The sequence below is a fragment of the Ideonella azotifigens genome, from assembly GCF_021043325.1.
Taxonomy (GTDB): Bacteria; Pseudomonadota; Gammaproteobacteria; order Burkholderiales; family Burkholderiaceae_C; genus Ideonella; species Ideonella azotifigens.
This window is the reverse complement of sequence record NZ_JAJNKD010000010.1, coordinates 216847-230991: the sequence shown is the minus strand read 5'-3', so window position 1 is coordinate 230991 and position 14145 is coordinate 216847. Positions and strand designations below refer to the sequence as shown.

At 67.0% G+C, this 14145-nt stretch carries 14 protein-coding genes; 11 read left to right on the top strand and 3 right to left on the bottom strand.

Features of this window, described 5'->3' with window-relative positions; all coding sequences use genetic code 11:
* Positions 1–76 precede the first annotated feature (76 nt).
* On the bottom strand, positions 77–334 hold the full coding sequence (gene bufA2, locus LRH25_RS20825) for a BufA2 family periplasmic bufferin-type metallophore (protein WP_141288389.1): 258 nt from the start codon (positions 332–334) through the stop codon (positions 77–79).
* Between the two features lie 130 nt (positions 335–464).
* Positions 465–1586, bottom strand: a complete 1122-nt coding sequence (locus tag LRH25_RS20820; RefSeq protein ID WP_141288388.1) for an aromatic ring-hydroxylating oxygenase subunit alpha — start codon at positions 1584–1586, stop codon at positions 465–467.
* 252 nt (positions 1587–1838) lie between these two features.
* Between LRH25_RS20820 and xseB the strand changes: the two genes are divergently transcribed.
* Genes xseB through dxs form a run of 3 tightly spaced genes read left to right on the top strand, consistent with a single transcriptional unit; the run spans position 1839 to position 4906 of the window.
* The gene (gene xseB, locus LRH25_RS20815) at positions 1839–2078 is read left to right on the top strand and encodes an exodeoxyribonuclease VII small subunit (RefSeq protein ID WP_141288394.1); all 240 of its coding nucleotides are present in this window, start codon (positions 1839–1841) and stop codon (positions 2076–2078) included.
* Complete coding sequence (locus tag LRH25_RS20810) at positions 2075–2962, top strand: polyprenyl synthetase family protein (RefSeq protein WP_141288387.1); 888 nt, start codon at positions 2075–2077, stop codon at positions 2960–2962. The genes xseB and LRH25_RS20810 overlap by 4 nt, the downstream gene beginning before the upstream one ends.
* A gap of 51 nt (positions 2963–3013) precedes the next feature.
* Entirely contained in the window at positions 3014–4906 is a 1893-nt protein-coding gene (dxs, locus tag LRH25_RS20805; protein ID WP_231012121.1) for a 1-deoxy-D-xylulose-5-phosphate synthase, read from the top strand.
* Between the two features lie 37 nt (positions 4907–4943).
* On the opposite strand, the gene LRH25_RS20800 is transcribed toward dxs, so the two are convergent.
* Entirely contained in the window at positions 4944–5480 is a 537-nt protein-coding gene (locus LRH25_RS20800) for a GGDEF domain-containing protein (protein ID WP_231012120.1), read from the bottom strand.
* A gap of 272 nt (positions 5481–5752) precedes the next feature.
* On the opposite strand from LRH25_RS20800, the gene LRH25_RS20795 reads away from it, so the two are divergent.
* The 8 genes from LRH25_RS20795 to LRH25_RS20760 all read left to right on the top strand — a co-directional run bounded on the left by LRH25_RS20795 (position 5753) and on the right by LRH25_RS20760 (position 14140).
* Positions 5753–6343 carry an ECF-type sigma factor gene (locus tag LRH25_RS20795; RefSeq protein ID WP_141287842.1) on the top strand — a complete coding sequence of 197 codons (591 nt, stop codon included), beginning with the start codon at positions 5753–5755 and terminating at the stop codon, positions 6341–6343.
* Positions 6344–6495: 152 nt separating this feature from the next.
* Complete coding sequence (locus tag LRH25_RS20790) at positions 6496–9123, top strand: serine/threonine-protein kinase (protein ID WP_231012118.1); 2628 nt, start codon at positions 6496–6498, stop codon at positions 9121–9123.
* A gap of 73 nt (positions 9124–9196) precedes the next feature.
* On the top strand, positions 9197–9553 hold the full coding sequence (locus tag LRH25_RS20785; RefSeq protein WP_141287840.1) for a hypothetical protein: 357 nt from the start codon (positions 9197–9199) through the stop codon (positions 9551–9553).
* A 139-nt stretch (positions 9554–9692) separates the two neighbouring features.
* Positions 9693–10487: an enoyl-CoA hydratase-related protein gene (locus LRH25_RS20780; RefSeq protein ID WP_141287839.1), complete on the top strand. Its 795-nt coding sequence runs from the start codon at positions 9693–9695 to the stop codon at positions 10485–10487.
* Between the two features lie 6 nt (positions 10488–10493).
* Entirely contained in the window at positions 10494–10970 is a 477-nt protein-coding gene (paaI, locus tag LRH25_RS20775) for a hydroxyphenylacetyl-CoA thioesterase PaaI (protein WP_141287838.1), read from the top strand.
* 7 nt (positions 10971–10977) lie between these two features.
* Positions 10978–11613 (top strand): TetR/AcrR family transcriptional regulator, encoded by a 636-nt coding sequence (locus LRH25_RS20770; protein ID WP_141287837.1) that lies wholly within the window; start codon positions 10978–10980, stop codon positions 11611–11613.
* 27 nt (positions 11614–11640) lie between these two features.
* Positions 11641–12804 carry an ABC transporter substrate-binding protein gene (locus LRH25_RS20765; protein ID WP_375140578.1) on the top strand — a complete coding sequence of 388 codons (1164 nt, stop codon included), beginning with the start codon at positions 11641–11643 and terminating at the stop codon, positions 12802–12804.
* 196 nt (positions 12805–13000) lie between these two features.
* A complete protein-coding gene (locus tag LRH25_RS20760) occupies positions 13001–14140 on the top strand; it encodes an HD domain-containing phosphohydrolase (protein WP_310742439.1) in 1140 nt (379 codons plus the stop codon).
* The last annotated feature ends 5 nt before the right edge of the window (positions 14141–14145 follow it).

The window sequence follows — 14145 nt, the reverse complement described above, 5'->3', positions numbered from 1 at the left end:
TGCGCGGATCCGGCTTTGCCGGTCCGCTGCGCGAGCCCCCTCGGGGGGGCAGCCCCCTGGCAGGGGGGCGTGGGGGTCACTTGGCCACGGTGCCGCCGGCCTTGGTGCATTCCGCAGCCGAGGACTTGCTGACCCAGCCCTGGCCCTTGCAGCTGTTCTGGCCCTTGCACTCGTTCTTGGCGGTCTTGCACTCGGACGTGCCCTTGCAGCTGTTGACGCCGGTGCAGTGCACGGCGCCATCGGCCGCGTGCGCGGCCAGCGGGGCCACGCCCATCGTGAACATGGCGGCGGCTGCAGCAGCGATGGCGACACCGGTCTTGGCGGTATGGAACATGGGATGACTCCTGTGATGGTGATGAAGAAACAGACGGCGCTTCCTTCAGGAAGGCGACCCGGACTTGTCATCCGGGCTGAACGTCAGTCGCACCAGCCGCGCGGTTCTTACAGCACCCACAAAAGAAATTTCACCAGGGCCGGCGGCCCATGCCCAGCACCTTGCGGTACCACTCGTGGAAGTGCTGCATGCCGTCTTCCATCGGGCTCTGGTACGGCCCGGCTTCATCATCGCCGCGCAGCAGCAGCGCATGGCGGCCCGCGTCCATGCGCTCGGCAATCTCGTCGTCCTCGACGCAGGTCTCCATGTACGCCGCGCGCTGGGCTTCGACGAAGTCGCGCTCGAAGGCTGCGATCTCCTCGGGGTAGTAGAACTCGACCACGTTGAGCGTCTTCTGCGGCCCTTGCGGGTACAGCGTCGAGATGGTCAGCACGTGCGGATACCACTCGATCATGATGTTCGGGTAGTAGGTCAGCCAGATCGCGCCCTGCTTGGGCGGCCGGCCGCCGTTGAACTTCATCACCGCGTCGTGCCAGCGCTGGTAGGCCGGCGAACCGGCCCGCTCCAACCCGCCGTTGACGCCCACCGTCTGCACCGAATAGTGCTTGCCGAACTCCCAGCTCAGGTCGTCGCAGGTGACGAACTGGCCCAGGCCTGGGTGGAACGGGCCGACGTGGTAATCCTCCAGGTAGACCTCGATGAAGGTCTTCCAGTTGTAGTTGCAGACGTGCTTTTCGACGTGATCGAGCACGTAGCCGGAGAAGTCCAGGTCGGCGCGGGGGCCGAGTTGCGCGAGGTCGGCGGCCACGTCGCGGCCGTTGTCCTCGAAGACCATGCCGTTCCAGGTCCGCAGCTTGTAGTTGTTCAGGTGCAGGCAGGGGTCGTGGTCGAAGTGCGGTGCACCCACCAGTTGGCCCTGCAGGTCGTAAGTCCAGCGATGCAGCGGGCAGACGATGTTGGCGCGCGTGTTGCCACGGCCCTTCAACATCACCGCCTGGCGGTGCCGGCAGACGTTCGAGATCAGCTCCAGCCCGTTGCGCGAGCGCACGAGCGCACGCCCCTCGCCTTCCTGCGGCAGGGCGTAGAAGTCGCCTATTTCGGGAACGGACAGTTCGTGCGCCAGGTAGCGCGGTCCGTGCTGAAAGATGAGTTCCTGTTCACGGCGGAACAGATCCTCATCGAAGTAGGTGCTGACAGAGAGTTGCGAGCGCGCGCGCTCCAGAGCTTCCAGCTTGATGCTCAGGTCCGACATGATCCCCAGGATCTCCAAAAAACATGTCTGTAAACCCCCCACCCGGTGGCCCCGCGGATGGGTTTGTGACAAATGAAAAGCCCTCTCGGCAAGGAGAGGGCGGTCTGGCATTCTAACCAAGGGAAAGCAACAGGTCTGCCAGACGATGGGAATTTTCACCAAATGCGCTTTGCATTCGGCAACATGACCGGATCTTCCGCCAGACCTCGGGCAGACCCTGACTACAATCGCGCTAAATTTTCACCTGCCGAAATGCCCAGCGAGTTGCTTTCATCCGCCAGCCCCCTGCCCGCGAGCTACGACGACGCGGTCGCCGAGCTGGACCAACTGGTGCTGGCGATGGAGACCGGCCAGATGCCGCTGGACCGCCTGCTGGAGAGCTACCAGCGCGGCGCGGTGCTGCTGGGCTTCTGCCGTGAGCGGCTTCAGGCAGTTGAAGTACAAGTCAAGGTTCTGGAGGAAGGGCAACTCAAGCCCTGGGCAGCTGCATGACGAATGAAGATCTGGATCGCTGGGTCCGAGAGGAACTGCGGTCCATCGAGCAAGCGCTCGACCGCCTGGTGCCGGCCGATGCACCGGTCGGCCTGGGTCAAGCCATGCGCTACGCCGTGCTGGACGGTGGCAAGCGCCTGCGCCCGCTGCTGGTGCGCGCCGCCTGCGACGCCAGCCTCGGCCACGCCGAAGCGGCCACGCGCGCCGCGGTGGCGGTCGAACTGATCCACGCCTACTCGCTGGTGCACGACGACATGCCGTGCATGGACGACGACGCGCTGCGCCGCGGCAAGCCCACGGTGCATGTCCAATATGGCGAGGCCCAGGCCATGCTGGCCGGCGATGCGATGCAGGCGCTGGCCTTCGAGGTGCTGACGCCGGAAGACGGCTCGGTGTCGCCCGAATTGCAGGCCCGGCTGGTCGGCCTGCTGGCGCGTGCCGCTGGCCATGCCGGCATGGCTGGCGGCCAGGCGATCGACCTGGCCAGCGTCGGCAAGCCGCTGAGCGAAACCGTGCTGCGCGACATGCACCGCCGCAAGACGGGTGCCTTGCTGCAAGCCAGCGTGTTGATGGGCGCTGCTTGCGGCACCATCAGCGCCCCCGCCTGGCAGGCCCTGTCCGAATACGGTGCAGCCATCGGCCTGGCTTTCCAGGTGATGGACGACATCCTCGACGTGACCCAGGTCAGTGAGGTGCTGGGCAAGACGGCGGGCAAGGACATGGATGCCAACAAGCCGACCTATGTCTCGGTGCTGGGCCTGGACTCGGCGCTGGCCTATGCCCGCGCACTGCACGAGCAGGCGCTGAAGGCGCTGGAGCGCAGCGGGCTGCCCGCGAAGCACCTGGGCTGGCTGGCCGACCTGGTGGTCGACCGGGAACACTGAGGGCGACACCCTGGCCAGCGCACATTACAAGAGTTCAGCGGAGCGAATCGCATGAGTCAAAACACGCTGTTGGAAAGCGTCCAGGGTCCGGAGGCACTGCGGCAGATGAGCCGTGCGCAGCTCAAGACCCTGGCCCAGGAACTGCGCGACTTCCTGCTGCAATCGGTCAGCCGCACCGGCGGGCACTTGTCGTCCAACCTCGGCACAGTGGAACTGACCATCGCGCTGCACCATGTGTTCAACACGCCGCATGACCGCCTGGTCTGGGATGTGGGCCACCAGTCCTATCCGCACAAGATCCTGACAGGCCGCCGCGAAGCCATGGCCACGCTGAAGCAACTGGGTGGCATCAGCGGCTTTCCGCGCCGCTGCGAGAGCGAATACGACACCTTTGGCGTGGGCCATTCGTCGACCTCGATCTCGGCTGCGCTGGGCATGGCCCATGCCGCGAGGCTGAAGGGCGAGAACCGCAAGGCCGTGGCCGTCATTGGTGACGGCGCGCTGACCGGCGGCATGGCCTTCGAGGCCTTGAACCACGGCGGCTACCAGGGCGCAGCCGGCCTGCCCGACATGCTGGTCATCCTGAATGACAACGACATGTCGATCTCGCCGCCGGTGGGTGCGCTGAACCGCTACCTGGCGCGGCTGATGAGTGGCAAGTTCTACGCTGCGGCGCGCGAAGGCGCCAAGAGCGTGCTGCGCAACACGCCGCTGTACGAGTTCGCCAAGCGCTTCGAGGAGCACACCAAGGGCATGGTCGTGCCCGGCACCATCTTTGAAGAATTCGGCTTCAACTACGTGGGTCCGATCGACGGCCATGACCTCGATTCGCTGGTGCCGACGCTGGAAAACCTGCGCGACGCCAAAGGCCCGCAGTTCCTGCACGTGGTCACCAAGAAGGGCTACGGCTACGAGCTGGCCGAGGCCGACCCGGTCAACTACCACGGTCCCGGCAAGTTCGACCCCAAGGTCGGCATCCAGAAGCCCGCCACGCCGCCCAAGACCACCTTCACCCAGGTCTTCGGCCAGTGGCTGTGCGACATGGCCGAGGCGGACGAACGCCTGGTCGGCATCACGCCGGCCATGCGCGAAGGCTCCGGCCTCGTGGAGTTCGAGAAGCGCTTCCCCAAGCGTTATCACGACGTCGGCATTGCCGAGCAGCATGCGGTGACCTTTGCCGCCGGCCTGGCCTGCGAAGGCCTGAAGCCGGTGGTGGCGATCTATTCGACCTTCCTGCAGCGCGGCTATGACCAGCTGATCCACGACGTGGCGATCCAGAACCTGCCGGTGGTTTTCGCGGTGGACCGCGGCGGCCTGGTCGGTGCCGACGGTGCCACCCACGCCGGTGCCTTCGATCTGGCCTACCTGCGCTGCGTGCCGAACATGGCAGTGCTGGCACCGGCCGACGAAAACGAATGCCGCCAGGCGCTGTCTACCGCGTTTGCGCATGCCGGCCCGGCCGCTGTGCGCTACCCGCGCGGCGCGGGTGCTGGCGTGGCCGTCGAGCCTGCGCTGTCGACCCTGCCCTGGGGTCGCGGCGAAGTGCGCCGCAAGGGCTCGCGCATCGCCATCCTGGCCTTTGGCACGCTGCTGTACCCTGCACTGGCCGCTGCTGAAAAGCTGGGTGCAACGGTTGCCAACATGCGCTTCGTCAAGCCGCTGGACCAAGCGCTGGTGCTCGAACTCGCCCGTACCCACGACCACCTCGTGACCGTGGAAGAGGGCTGCATCGCCGGTGGTGCCGGCAGCGCGGTGCTGGAGTGCCTGGCCGCCGCAGGCCTGGCGGTGCCGGTGTTGCAACTGGGCCTGCCGGACCAGTTCATCGAACACGGCGACACCGCGCAGCTGCTGGCCCGCTGCGGCCTGGACGCCGCCGGCATCGAGCAGTCCGTGGTGCGCCGCTTCGGCCCGCCGCTGTCGCTGGTGAAGCCCGCCGCAGCCTGAGCGTTCTGCGGGCGGCTCTTGTGCCGCAGGCCTTGTTTCAGGTCACCTGGATGGGCTGCAGCGCCCGCTCCGCCGCCCAGACCAGCGCCTCTGCGCTGGGCTCCTGCCCGTGCTCCAGGCCGTCCGCCGCCGCACCCATGCGCAACTGGGGCCTCGGGCCCGCTGCGCCGTCTTCAAGCGGCCACGCCATGGTCTTTTGAAGCCGCTGCTGGATCCTGGGCAGGGCCTCGGCCTGCGTGTCCAGCAGCAGCACGCCCATGCAGCCGCCCTCCAGCGGCTGCAGCAGATCGGAGCGTCGCAATTGCTGGCGCAGCCGCTCTTGCAGCGTGTGCATCCATTCCGCATGCTGCGCCGGCGCCATGAGCGTGTGCCGGCCCTCGGCCGCCTGCAGCGTCACCAGCAGCACGGCAGGGCAGGTGCCGTGGCGGCGGGCCTGGTTCAGGTGCCGGTGCACCAGCTGGACAAAACTCAGGCGATCCATGGTGTGGGGTCCGTGGCCATGCCGATCTTCAGCCTGGCGCTGCTGGAAGATGACCGGCAGGGTGGGTAGGTACTGGGTTTCAACGGCATACATGGCAGGGTCCTCAGGTGGCATTGGCATGGTGCGCGGCGTGCGTTCGGGCGTTGCCTTCGGGGGCGAGGGCCTGGCACGCAGGGCGGGGGTCTCGCATGGACCTCCCTGACCGTGGCTGCGTGACAGGCTCTCTCCTGCACAAACGCGATGGGCCGCGCGATCCCGACATCGCCAGCCAGAAAACTTTCGCCTGGCCTGCGATAGAGTGCGGGCACCAGCGGTGGCATGGCTGCCTGCTGTCGCCCGGTCGTTGTTCCTCGCCGATGGTTTTCATGACGCTTCCGCCCGCCGCCGACCCCACCGCTCCGCCGGATGGCGCTGACATCACCCGGTTGCTGCGCCAGGCCAGCGCGGGGGACGTCGCTGCGGCCGATGAAGTCGTCGCCCGCCTGTATGCCGACCTGCGCCGCATTGCCGGAAGCCGGCTGCGCCAGTCCGGCGACCTGACGCTGGACGCCACCGCGCTGGTGCACGAGAGCTACCTGCGGCTGCAGCGTGCGGGCGGGCTGGACTTCCCGGATCGCAAGCACTTCCTGGGTTATGCCGCCAGGGTCATGCACAGCATCGTGATCGACCAGGTGCGCGCCCGCCAGGCCGAGCGCCGCGGCGGTGCGCTGCAGCAGGTCACCTTCAACACCGGCATTGCCGACCTGGCACCCCAGCGCGACGACGAAGTGCTGCGTGTGCACGAGGCCCTGGCAGAGCTTGCCGCGATGGACGCCCGGCTGGCCCAGGTGGTCGAGATGCGCTACTTCGCCGGCCTCACCGAGCCCGAGATCGCTGAAACCCTGGGCGTGACCGAGCGCACCGTGCAGCGTGACTGGGCCAAGGCCAGGCTGTTCCTTTCGATGGCGATGAAGTGATGGGCTCGGCCGACGCTTCTGCCGTGCCGCCGCGCGAGATCGACAAGTCCCGCTGGCCGTTGCTCAGCCCGCTGCTGGACGAACTGCTGGACCTGCCTGCCGAGCAGCGCCAGGGCCGCCTGGACACCCTCGCGGCGCACGACCCCGAGCTGATGCAGGATCTGCGCGAGCTGCTGCGCCGGGAACAGGCACAGCACGCGGCCGACTTCCTCGCCACACCTGCGCCGCTGGGCCCCTTGCCTGGCAGCCAGCAGGCCGGCCAGCAGGTGGGTGTCTACACGCTGGAGCGGGTGCTGGGCCAGGGCGGCATGGGCAGTGTGTGGCTGGCCAGCCGCACCGATGGCCGCTACCAGGGCCAGGTGGCCATCAAGTTCCTCACCAGCGGTTTGCTGGGCCAGGGCGACGCGGGCCGCTTTGCACGCGAAGGGCAGATCCTGGCCCGACTCGCGCATCCGCACATTGCCCGGCTGATCGATGCCGGCGTCAGCCCCGATGGCCAGCAGCCCTACCTGGTGCTGGAGTACGTTGACGGCCGGCCCATCGACCAGCATTGCCGCGAGCATGCGCTGGACCTGCGCCAGCGCATCACGCTGTTCCTGGACGTGCTGGCCGCCGTGGCCCATGCCCAGCACCGCCTGATCCTGCACCGCGACCTCAAGCCCAGCAACATCCTGGTCACTGCCGCAGGCGAGGTCAAGCTGCTGGACTTCGGCATCGCCAAGCTGCTGGCCGGTGATGCCACACAGCCCATGCCCACGCCGGCCACCGAGCTCACACAGAGAGCCGGCAATGCCTACACCCCCCTGTATGCCGCGCCCGAGCAGGTGCAGGGCGGCGAAGTGACCACAGCCACCGATGTCTATGCCCTCGGCGTGCTGCTCTACCAGTTGCTCAGCGGCGCCCACCCCACCGAGCACCACACCGGCCAGCACGGCGACACGCCGCTGGAGCGCCTGCGCGCGCTGATCGAGGTCGAGCCCAAGCGGGTTTCTGAAGCGCTGCATGACCAGGCCGCTCGAACTGCGAAGGCGGGTGAGGCCGGCGAGCCGAATCCAGCCCAGGCCGCCCGGCAGGTTCGCGAACTGCGCGGCGACCTGGACACCATCGTCGCCAAGGCGCTGAAGAAGCTGCCGGCCGAGCGCTATGCCCATGCCGAAGCATTGGCCGACGACCTGCGCCGCTGGCTGCTCAACGAGCCCATCAGCGCCCGGCCGGACAGCCGCTTCTACCGCAGCGCCAAGTTCGTGCGCCGCCACCCCTGGGGCGTGGGCGCCAGCGCGCTGGCCACGCTGGGCCTGGCGACCGGCTTCGGCCTGGCCTTGTGGCAAACCCACGAAGCCCGCCACCAACGCGAACAAGCCGAGGGCCTGATCGAGTTCATGCTCGGCGACCTGCGCAAGAAACTGGAACCCGTCGGCCGCCTCGACGTGCTCGACGCCGTCGGCGAAAAAGCCCTGGCTTACTACGCCGACCAGCAACTCAGCCGGCTGGACCCCGATGCGTTGGGGCGTCGTGCCCGTGCCCTGCATCTGATGGGCGAGGTGGCGGACACCCAAGGCAAGCTGGCCGAGGCTGAGCGCATGTTTCGCGAGGCTGCGGACAGCACCGCGGAACTGCTGGCCCGCCATCCAAAAGACACCCAGCGCATCTTCGACCATGCGCAGAGCGTGTATTGGGTGGGATGGGTGGCAAGGCGGCGCGGTCAGTTGCCCGAGGCGGAGGCGCAGTTCGGGAGTTATCTGCAATTGGCTCGGCAGCTGACGCAGCTGGAACCAGGCAAGCTGGACTGGCGCTTGGAAGAGGCTTACGCCCACAACAATCTTGGCGTGCTGGCATTGGATAGCGGCCGGGTACGCGAAGCTTTGCAGACCTTTGTCGCTGCGCGGAAGGTTTGGCAAGGTATTGCTGGTGAGCAGGCTTCCCACAACTTCGATCTGGCCACTGCCTATGGCTGGGAGGCTGATGCGCAAGATGCGCTCGGCGACTATGCAAGTGCTCTGCAATCCCTGCAGTCAAAAATCGAGGCGCTGCGCCAGCAACCGGGGGCGGAAAAGGACCGGCGGCTGCAGTACCAGCTCGCCTTGGCTGAGACGGCGCGTGGAGACCTGTTTGTCAACCTAGGCAGGATTGATGAGGCACTGCACGGTCACGAAAGTGCCGCTTCCCAACTGGAAACGTTGATTGAACTTGAGCCGAACAATCTGCGGTGGGTTCAGGAGTGGTGCTTGGCGCGCGTCAAGCTCAATGATCTACGCCGGGTGCAGTCAGGCTCATTGATTGGGTTTTCCGACCCGATCTTGCTTGCGCGCATGACGCGTCTTTTGACATCGCAGAATCAACATGCGATCGCCCAATCTAAATGGGCCATCGCCCTGCGCGGCAGCTGGCTTCTCAGTCATCTTGGCCCTAAGGGGGCAGGTGAAACAGGCAGCCTGGAGAAGGAGGCCCGCGAATATTTGGCGACCGTCCAGCGCTTTGAGGATGCGGGTAATCGACTTAGCCGAGATCAAACGCGCGTCGTCGCCGAAGTTGAGCTGAGGTTAGGGGATCGCCTGGTCAACGACCCGGTGGCGGCTCAAGCCTTGTGGCAGCAAGCGAGCGATCAATTGAAAGTCGGAGCGGGCAGCGGCGATCACCATGCCGATGCTTTGCTGGCGCATGCGTTGTTGCGACTGGGCCAGGTTGAGCAGGCAGAAGTTTTGGCGAACGCGTTGGGAGACAGCTCATTTCGCCATCCGTTGTATTCTGAATTGCGCCAACGCTTGCAACACAAGTTGTAGCGCTTCATCAGCTACAGGCAACCAACCTGAGCTTCCAATCTTGCCCAATTCCACACCTCGCATGACTGCATCCATGGAACCCAGCCATCTCTATTTATTGACCGTTAGCGTGACCACAGCCACCGATGGCAGTGGCAGTGAACAAGGCAATGTCGAGCCGCACGATGCCGCGATTAAGAAGGACAACACTTTGATGGTCTACACGCTGACCACCGAGGGCTACGAGTTCTGTCCCGACGATCCCCTTCTGTTCGATACGCCCAGTGGCCAGTTCCCATACCAGCCTTGGCTGCTCAGCGCGACCGAACTGGCACTGTTTAACAAAGCAACCAAGAAGGGGGATCACCCTTACCACGTCTATGTGCGCAAAGTTGGCACTACTGACAGGCTGCCCATTGATCCGATGATCCAGAACGAAGGAAAGCCGTAAACGACGCCCCAGCCCGGGAAACCTCGGGTCTGGCTCGGGCTTGAGCGCCTTGTGCGGCGCTCCGCCCCTGCCTATCATTCACCGACCGCCCGGTTGGTGAATTGCGAACCGGGTGGTTCCCTCTCACTGGAGCCCCCCGATGTCCGAAGCCCTGGTTCTGGTGGCGCAGCAAGGCGCTGTGCGCACCCTGACGCTGAACCGCCCCGCTGCGCTGAACAGCTTCACTTCGGCGATGCATGTCGAGCTGCGCAATGCGCTGGACGCTGCTGCCGAAGACCGCAGCGTCCGGGCGCTGCTGCTCACTGGCGCTGGCCGCGGCTTTTGCGCCGGGCAGGATCTGAACGACAGCGGCATGGTGCCTGACGCCGACGGGCGGGTGGACGTCGGCGCTGTCATCGAGGCCAACTACAAGCCGCTGGCGCTGCGCCTGCGGGAGATGCCGGTGCCTGTGCTGGCCATGGTCAACGGCGTGGCGGCGGGCGCGGGTGCCAACCTGGCGCTGCTGTGCGACATGGTGATCGCCGGCCGTTCGGCCAGCTTCATCCAGGCCTTCTCGAAGATCGGCCTGCTGCCGGACTGCGGTGGCACCTGGCTGCTGCCGCGCCTGCTGGGCCGGCCGATGGCGCTGGGGCTGGCGATGACAGGCGACAAGCTGAGCGCCGAAGACGCGGTGCGCCTGGGCCTGATCTGGGAATGCGTGGACGACAAGTACCTGGCCGACACGGCCATGGCCATGGCCCAGCGCTTGGCCGCGATGCCGGTCAAGGCCCTGGTCGCCACGCGTCGTGCGCTGGACCAGGCCAGCCAGATGGACCTGGAACAGGCGCTGTCGCTGGAGGCGCGTGTGCAGCGCGATCTGGGCCACGCGCCTGACTTCGCCGAGGGTGTGGAGGCCTTCCGCCAGAAGCGCGTGCCGGCTTTCAGGGACCGCTGAAACCCGATGCAGTCGACGGACGACGACCAGGCCCGCGCCCAGCGCGTTGCCGAAGCGGTGCGGGACGCCATGTGGGCCGGCGACCGGGCCTCCAAGGCACTGGGCATGCAACTGCTGTCCATCGCGCCCGGCCGGGCAGTGATGCAGATGACCGTGCGTGCCGACATGCTCAACGGCCACGCCATCTGCCACGGCGGGCTGGTCACCACGCTGGCCGATTCGGCCTTCGCCTTCGCTTGCAACGCCCACAACGAAGTGACCGTGGCCTCCGGCTTCAACGTCGACCTGATCGCACCCGGCCGCGAGGGTGACCTGCTGACAGCCCGCGCGGTGGAGCTGAGCAAGTCCGGCCGCACCGGGCTGTATGACGTCGAGGTGCGCAACCAGCGCGACGAGCGCATCGCGGTCTTCCGTGGCCGCTCGTACACGATGAAGGGCAAGCCCGTGGTCGAGCTGCCGCCGGGTGACCCGGCGGCTGGCTGACCGGCGCATGGCCCGGCCTCGCTCCTCCGGCTATGACGGCCAGCGCGAGCTGATCCTGCAGCGAGCGGCGGCCTTGTTTGCCGCGCAGGGCTACGTGGCCACCTCGATGAACCAGGTCGCCGCGGCCTGCGGCATGTCCAAGGCCGCGCTGTATCACTACGTGCGTGACAAGAACGAGCTGCTGGCCCATGTGGCCGAGGGCCATGTGCGGCGGCTGGCGGCAGTGGTCCAGCAGGTGCTGGACGAAGGTCTGGCGCCCGAGCCCCGGCTGCGCGAGCTGATCGTGCGCTTCGTGCGCGAATACGCCAGCGCGCAGAACGAGCACCGCGTTTTGACCGAGGACGTGCACCTGCTGGAGACGGCCCGGCGCGAGCAGGTGCTGGGCGTGCAGCGCAGCGTGGTCGCGGCCTTTGCCGAGACGGTCGCCGAGGTGCGGCCGGCGCTGGCCGAGGCCGGGCTGCACCGGCCGTTGACGATGCTGCTGTTCGGCATGATCAACTGGCTGTTCACCTGGTTCCGGCCGGGCGAGCCGCTGACCCACGAACAGATGGCGCCGATGGTGGCCGACCTGTTCTTCGGTGGGCTGGCTGCCGTGCGCGCTGCAGGCGCGGCTGCTCCGCCAGCCACCGTTCCCGCGATCTGAAAAATCACCACAACGGAGACAAGCAAAGTGAACCTTTCTTCCCTGAACAAGCTGCCGCAAGCCCTGGCAGCCGCCGCACTGCTGGCGCTGGCCGGCCCGGCGCTGGCCGACATCAATGTCGGCGTGACCGTCTCGGCCACCGGCCCGGCCGCTTCGCTGGGCATTCCCGAGAAGAACACCGTGACCCTGATGCCGACGACCATCGCCGGCCAGAAGGTCAACTACATCGTGCTGGACGATGCTTCGGACACCACCAAGGCCGTGGCCAACACCCGCCGCCTGATCACCGAGGACAAGGTCGACATCGTGCTCGGCTCGACCACCACGCCGAACTCGCTGGCGATGATCGACGTGGTCGCCGAAGCCCAGGTGCCGATGATCTCGATGGCCGCCTCGGCCCGCATCGTCGAGCCGCAGGACGCCAAGAAGCGCTGGGTCTTCAAGACGCCGCAGAACGACATCATGATGTCGCTGGCCATTGCCAGCCACATGGCCGACCATGGCATCAAGACGGTGGCCTTCATCGGCTTTGCCGATGCCTACGGCGAGGGCTGGTACCAGGAGTTCGGCAAGGCCGCCGGCCTGAAGGGCCTGCAGGTGGTGGCCAACGAGCGCTATAACCGCACCGACACGTCGGTCACCGCGCAGGTGCTGAAGCTGGTCGGCGCGCACGCAGACGCAGTGCTGATCGCCGGTTCCGGCACGCCGGCCGCGCTGCCGCAGGCGGGGCTGGTCGAGCGCGGCTACACCGGCAAGGTCTACCAGACCCATGGCGTGGCCAATAACGACTTCCTGCGCGTGGGCGGCAAGAACGTCGAAGGCACTTTCCTGCCGTCCGGCCCGGTGCTGGTGGCCGACCAACTGCCAGCCAATCACCCCGCCCGCAAGAGTGCGCTGGAGTATGTTGCCAAATACGAAGCCGCCTTCGGCAAGGGCTCGGTCTCGACCTTTGGCGCGCACGCCTGGGACGCCGGCCTGCTGATGAGCGCGGCGGTGCCGGTTGCCCTGAAGAAGGGGCAGCCCGGCACGCCGGCCTTCCGCGCCGCGCTGCGCGACGCGCTGGAGCAGGTCAAGGAGCTGGCCGGCGCGCACGGCATCTTCAACATGTCCCCCGCCGACCACCTGGGCCTGGACCAGCGGGCCCGGGTGTTGGTCAAGATCGACAAGGGTGCCTGGAAATATCAGCCCTGAGCGGCAGTCGACCCTGGGGCGCGCATGAGGAAACGCCGGGCCGGGCGCAGCACGGTCCTTGGGGGCGCACAACCTGTAAGGGTTTGCGGGTGACGTAGAGGGGGTTGACTGGAGTAGCCTAGGGCCATCGGGGCCGATGGCGGTGCGCATGGTGCATGCCGCTTGGGAGGCGGCCTCGGCCACGGGATGACGGCTTGTGAAAACACTTGGCTCGACGTCCAACCTTGAGCAGGCACGCGTCCTCATTGTTGATGACGTGCCGGAAAACCTCACGGTGCTCGGCGAGGTGCTGCAAGGTGCGGGTTGCATCGTGCAGGTCGCCAACAGCGGCCCGGCTGCGCTGCGGCTGGCGACCCAGGCGCCCACGCCCGAGCTGATCCTGCTCGACGTGATGATGCCTGGCATGGACGGCTACGAAGTGCTGCGCCGGCTGCGCGCCGAGCCGCGCAGCCACGACATCCCGGTGATGTTCCTGACCGCGCTGGACGACCCCCGCGACGAAGAGCATGGCCTGAGCCTCGGGGCGGTGGACTACCTGGCCAAGCCCATCCAGCCTGCCGTCGTGCTGGCCCGGGTGCGCAGCCAGATCGACGCGCGCCGGCTGCGCGAATGGCTGCGCGACCAGAACGCCGCGCTGGAAGCCGAAGTGGCCCGCCGCATGGCCGAGAACGACGCGATCCAGCAGGTGACGATCCGCGCGCTGGCCCACCTGGCCGAGACCCGCGACCCGGAAACCGGCAACCACATCCTGCGCACCCAGGCCTACATGCAGCTGCTGGCGCGCGCCTTGCGCCACCACCCGCGCTTCGCCGCCACGCTGAACGAACACACCATCGAGCTGCTGACCCGCTCGGCACCGCTGCACGACATCGGCAAGGTCGGCATCCCCGACCACATCCTGCTCAAGCCCGGCCGCTTGACGGCCGACGAGTGGGAGCCGATGAAGACCCATGCCGCGCTCGGCGCCGCAGCCATCGAACAGGCCGAGCGCGACATCGACCGGCCGGTCGAATTCCTCTCGCTGGCCAAGCAGATCGCCCGCTCGCACCACGAGCGCTGGGACGGCAGTGGCTACCCCGACGGCCTGGCGGGCGAGTCCATTCCCATCGCCGCCCGCCTGATGGCCGTGGCCGACGTCTTCGACGCGCTGATCTCGCCGCGCGTCTACAAGCGGGCGATGAGCTTCGACGAAGCCAGGCGCATGATCAACGATGGCCGCGGCAGCCATTTCGACCCGGCGGTGGTCGACGTCTTCGAAGACGAGTTCGAACGCTTCGTCGACATTGCCAACCGGCACCGTGACAAGCCGCCGGCCGTCGCGCCGCGCGTGCATTGAACCGC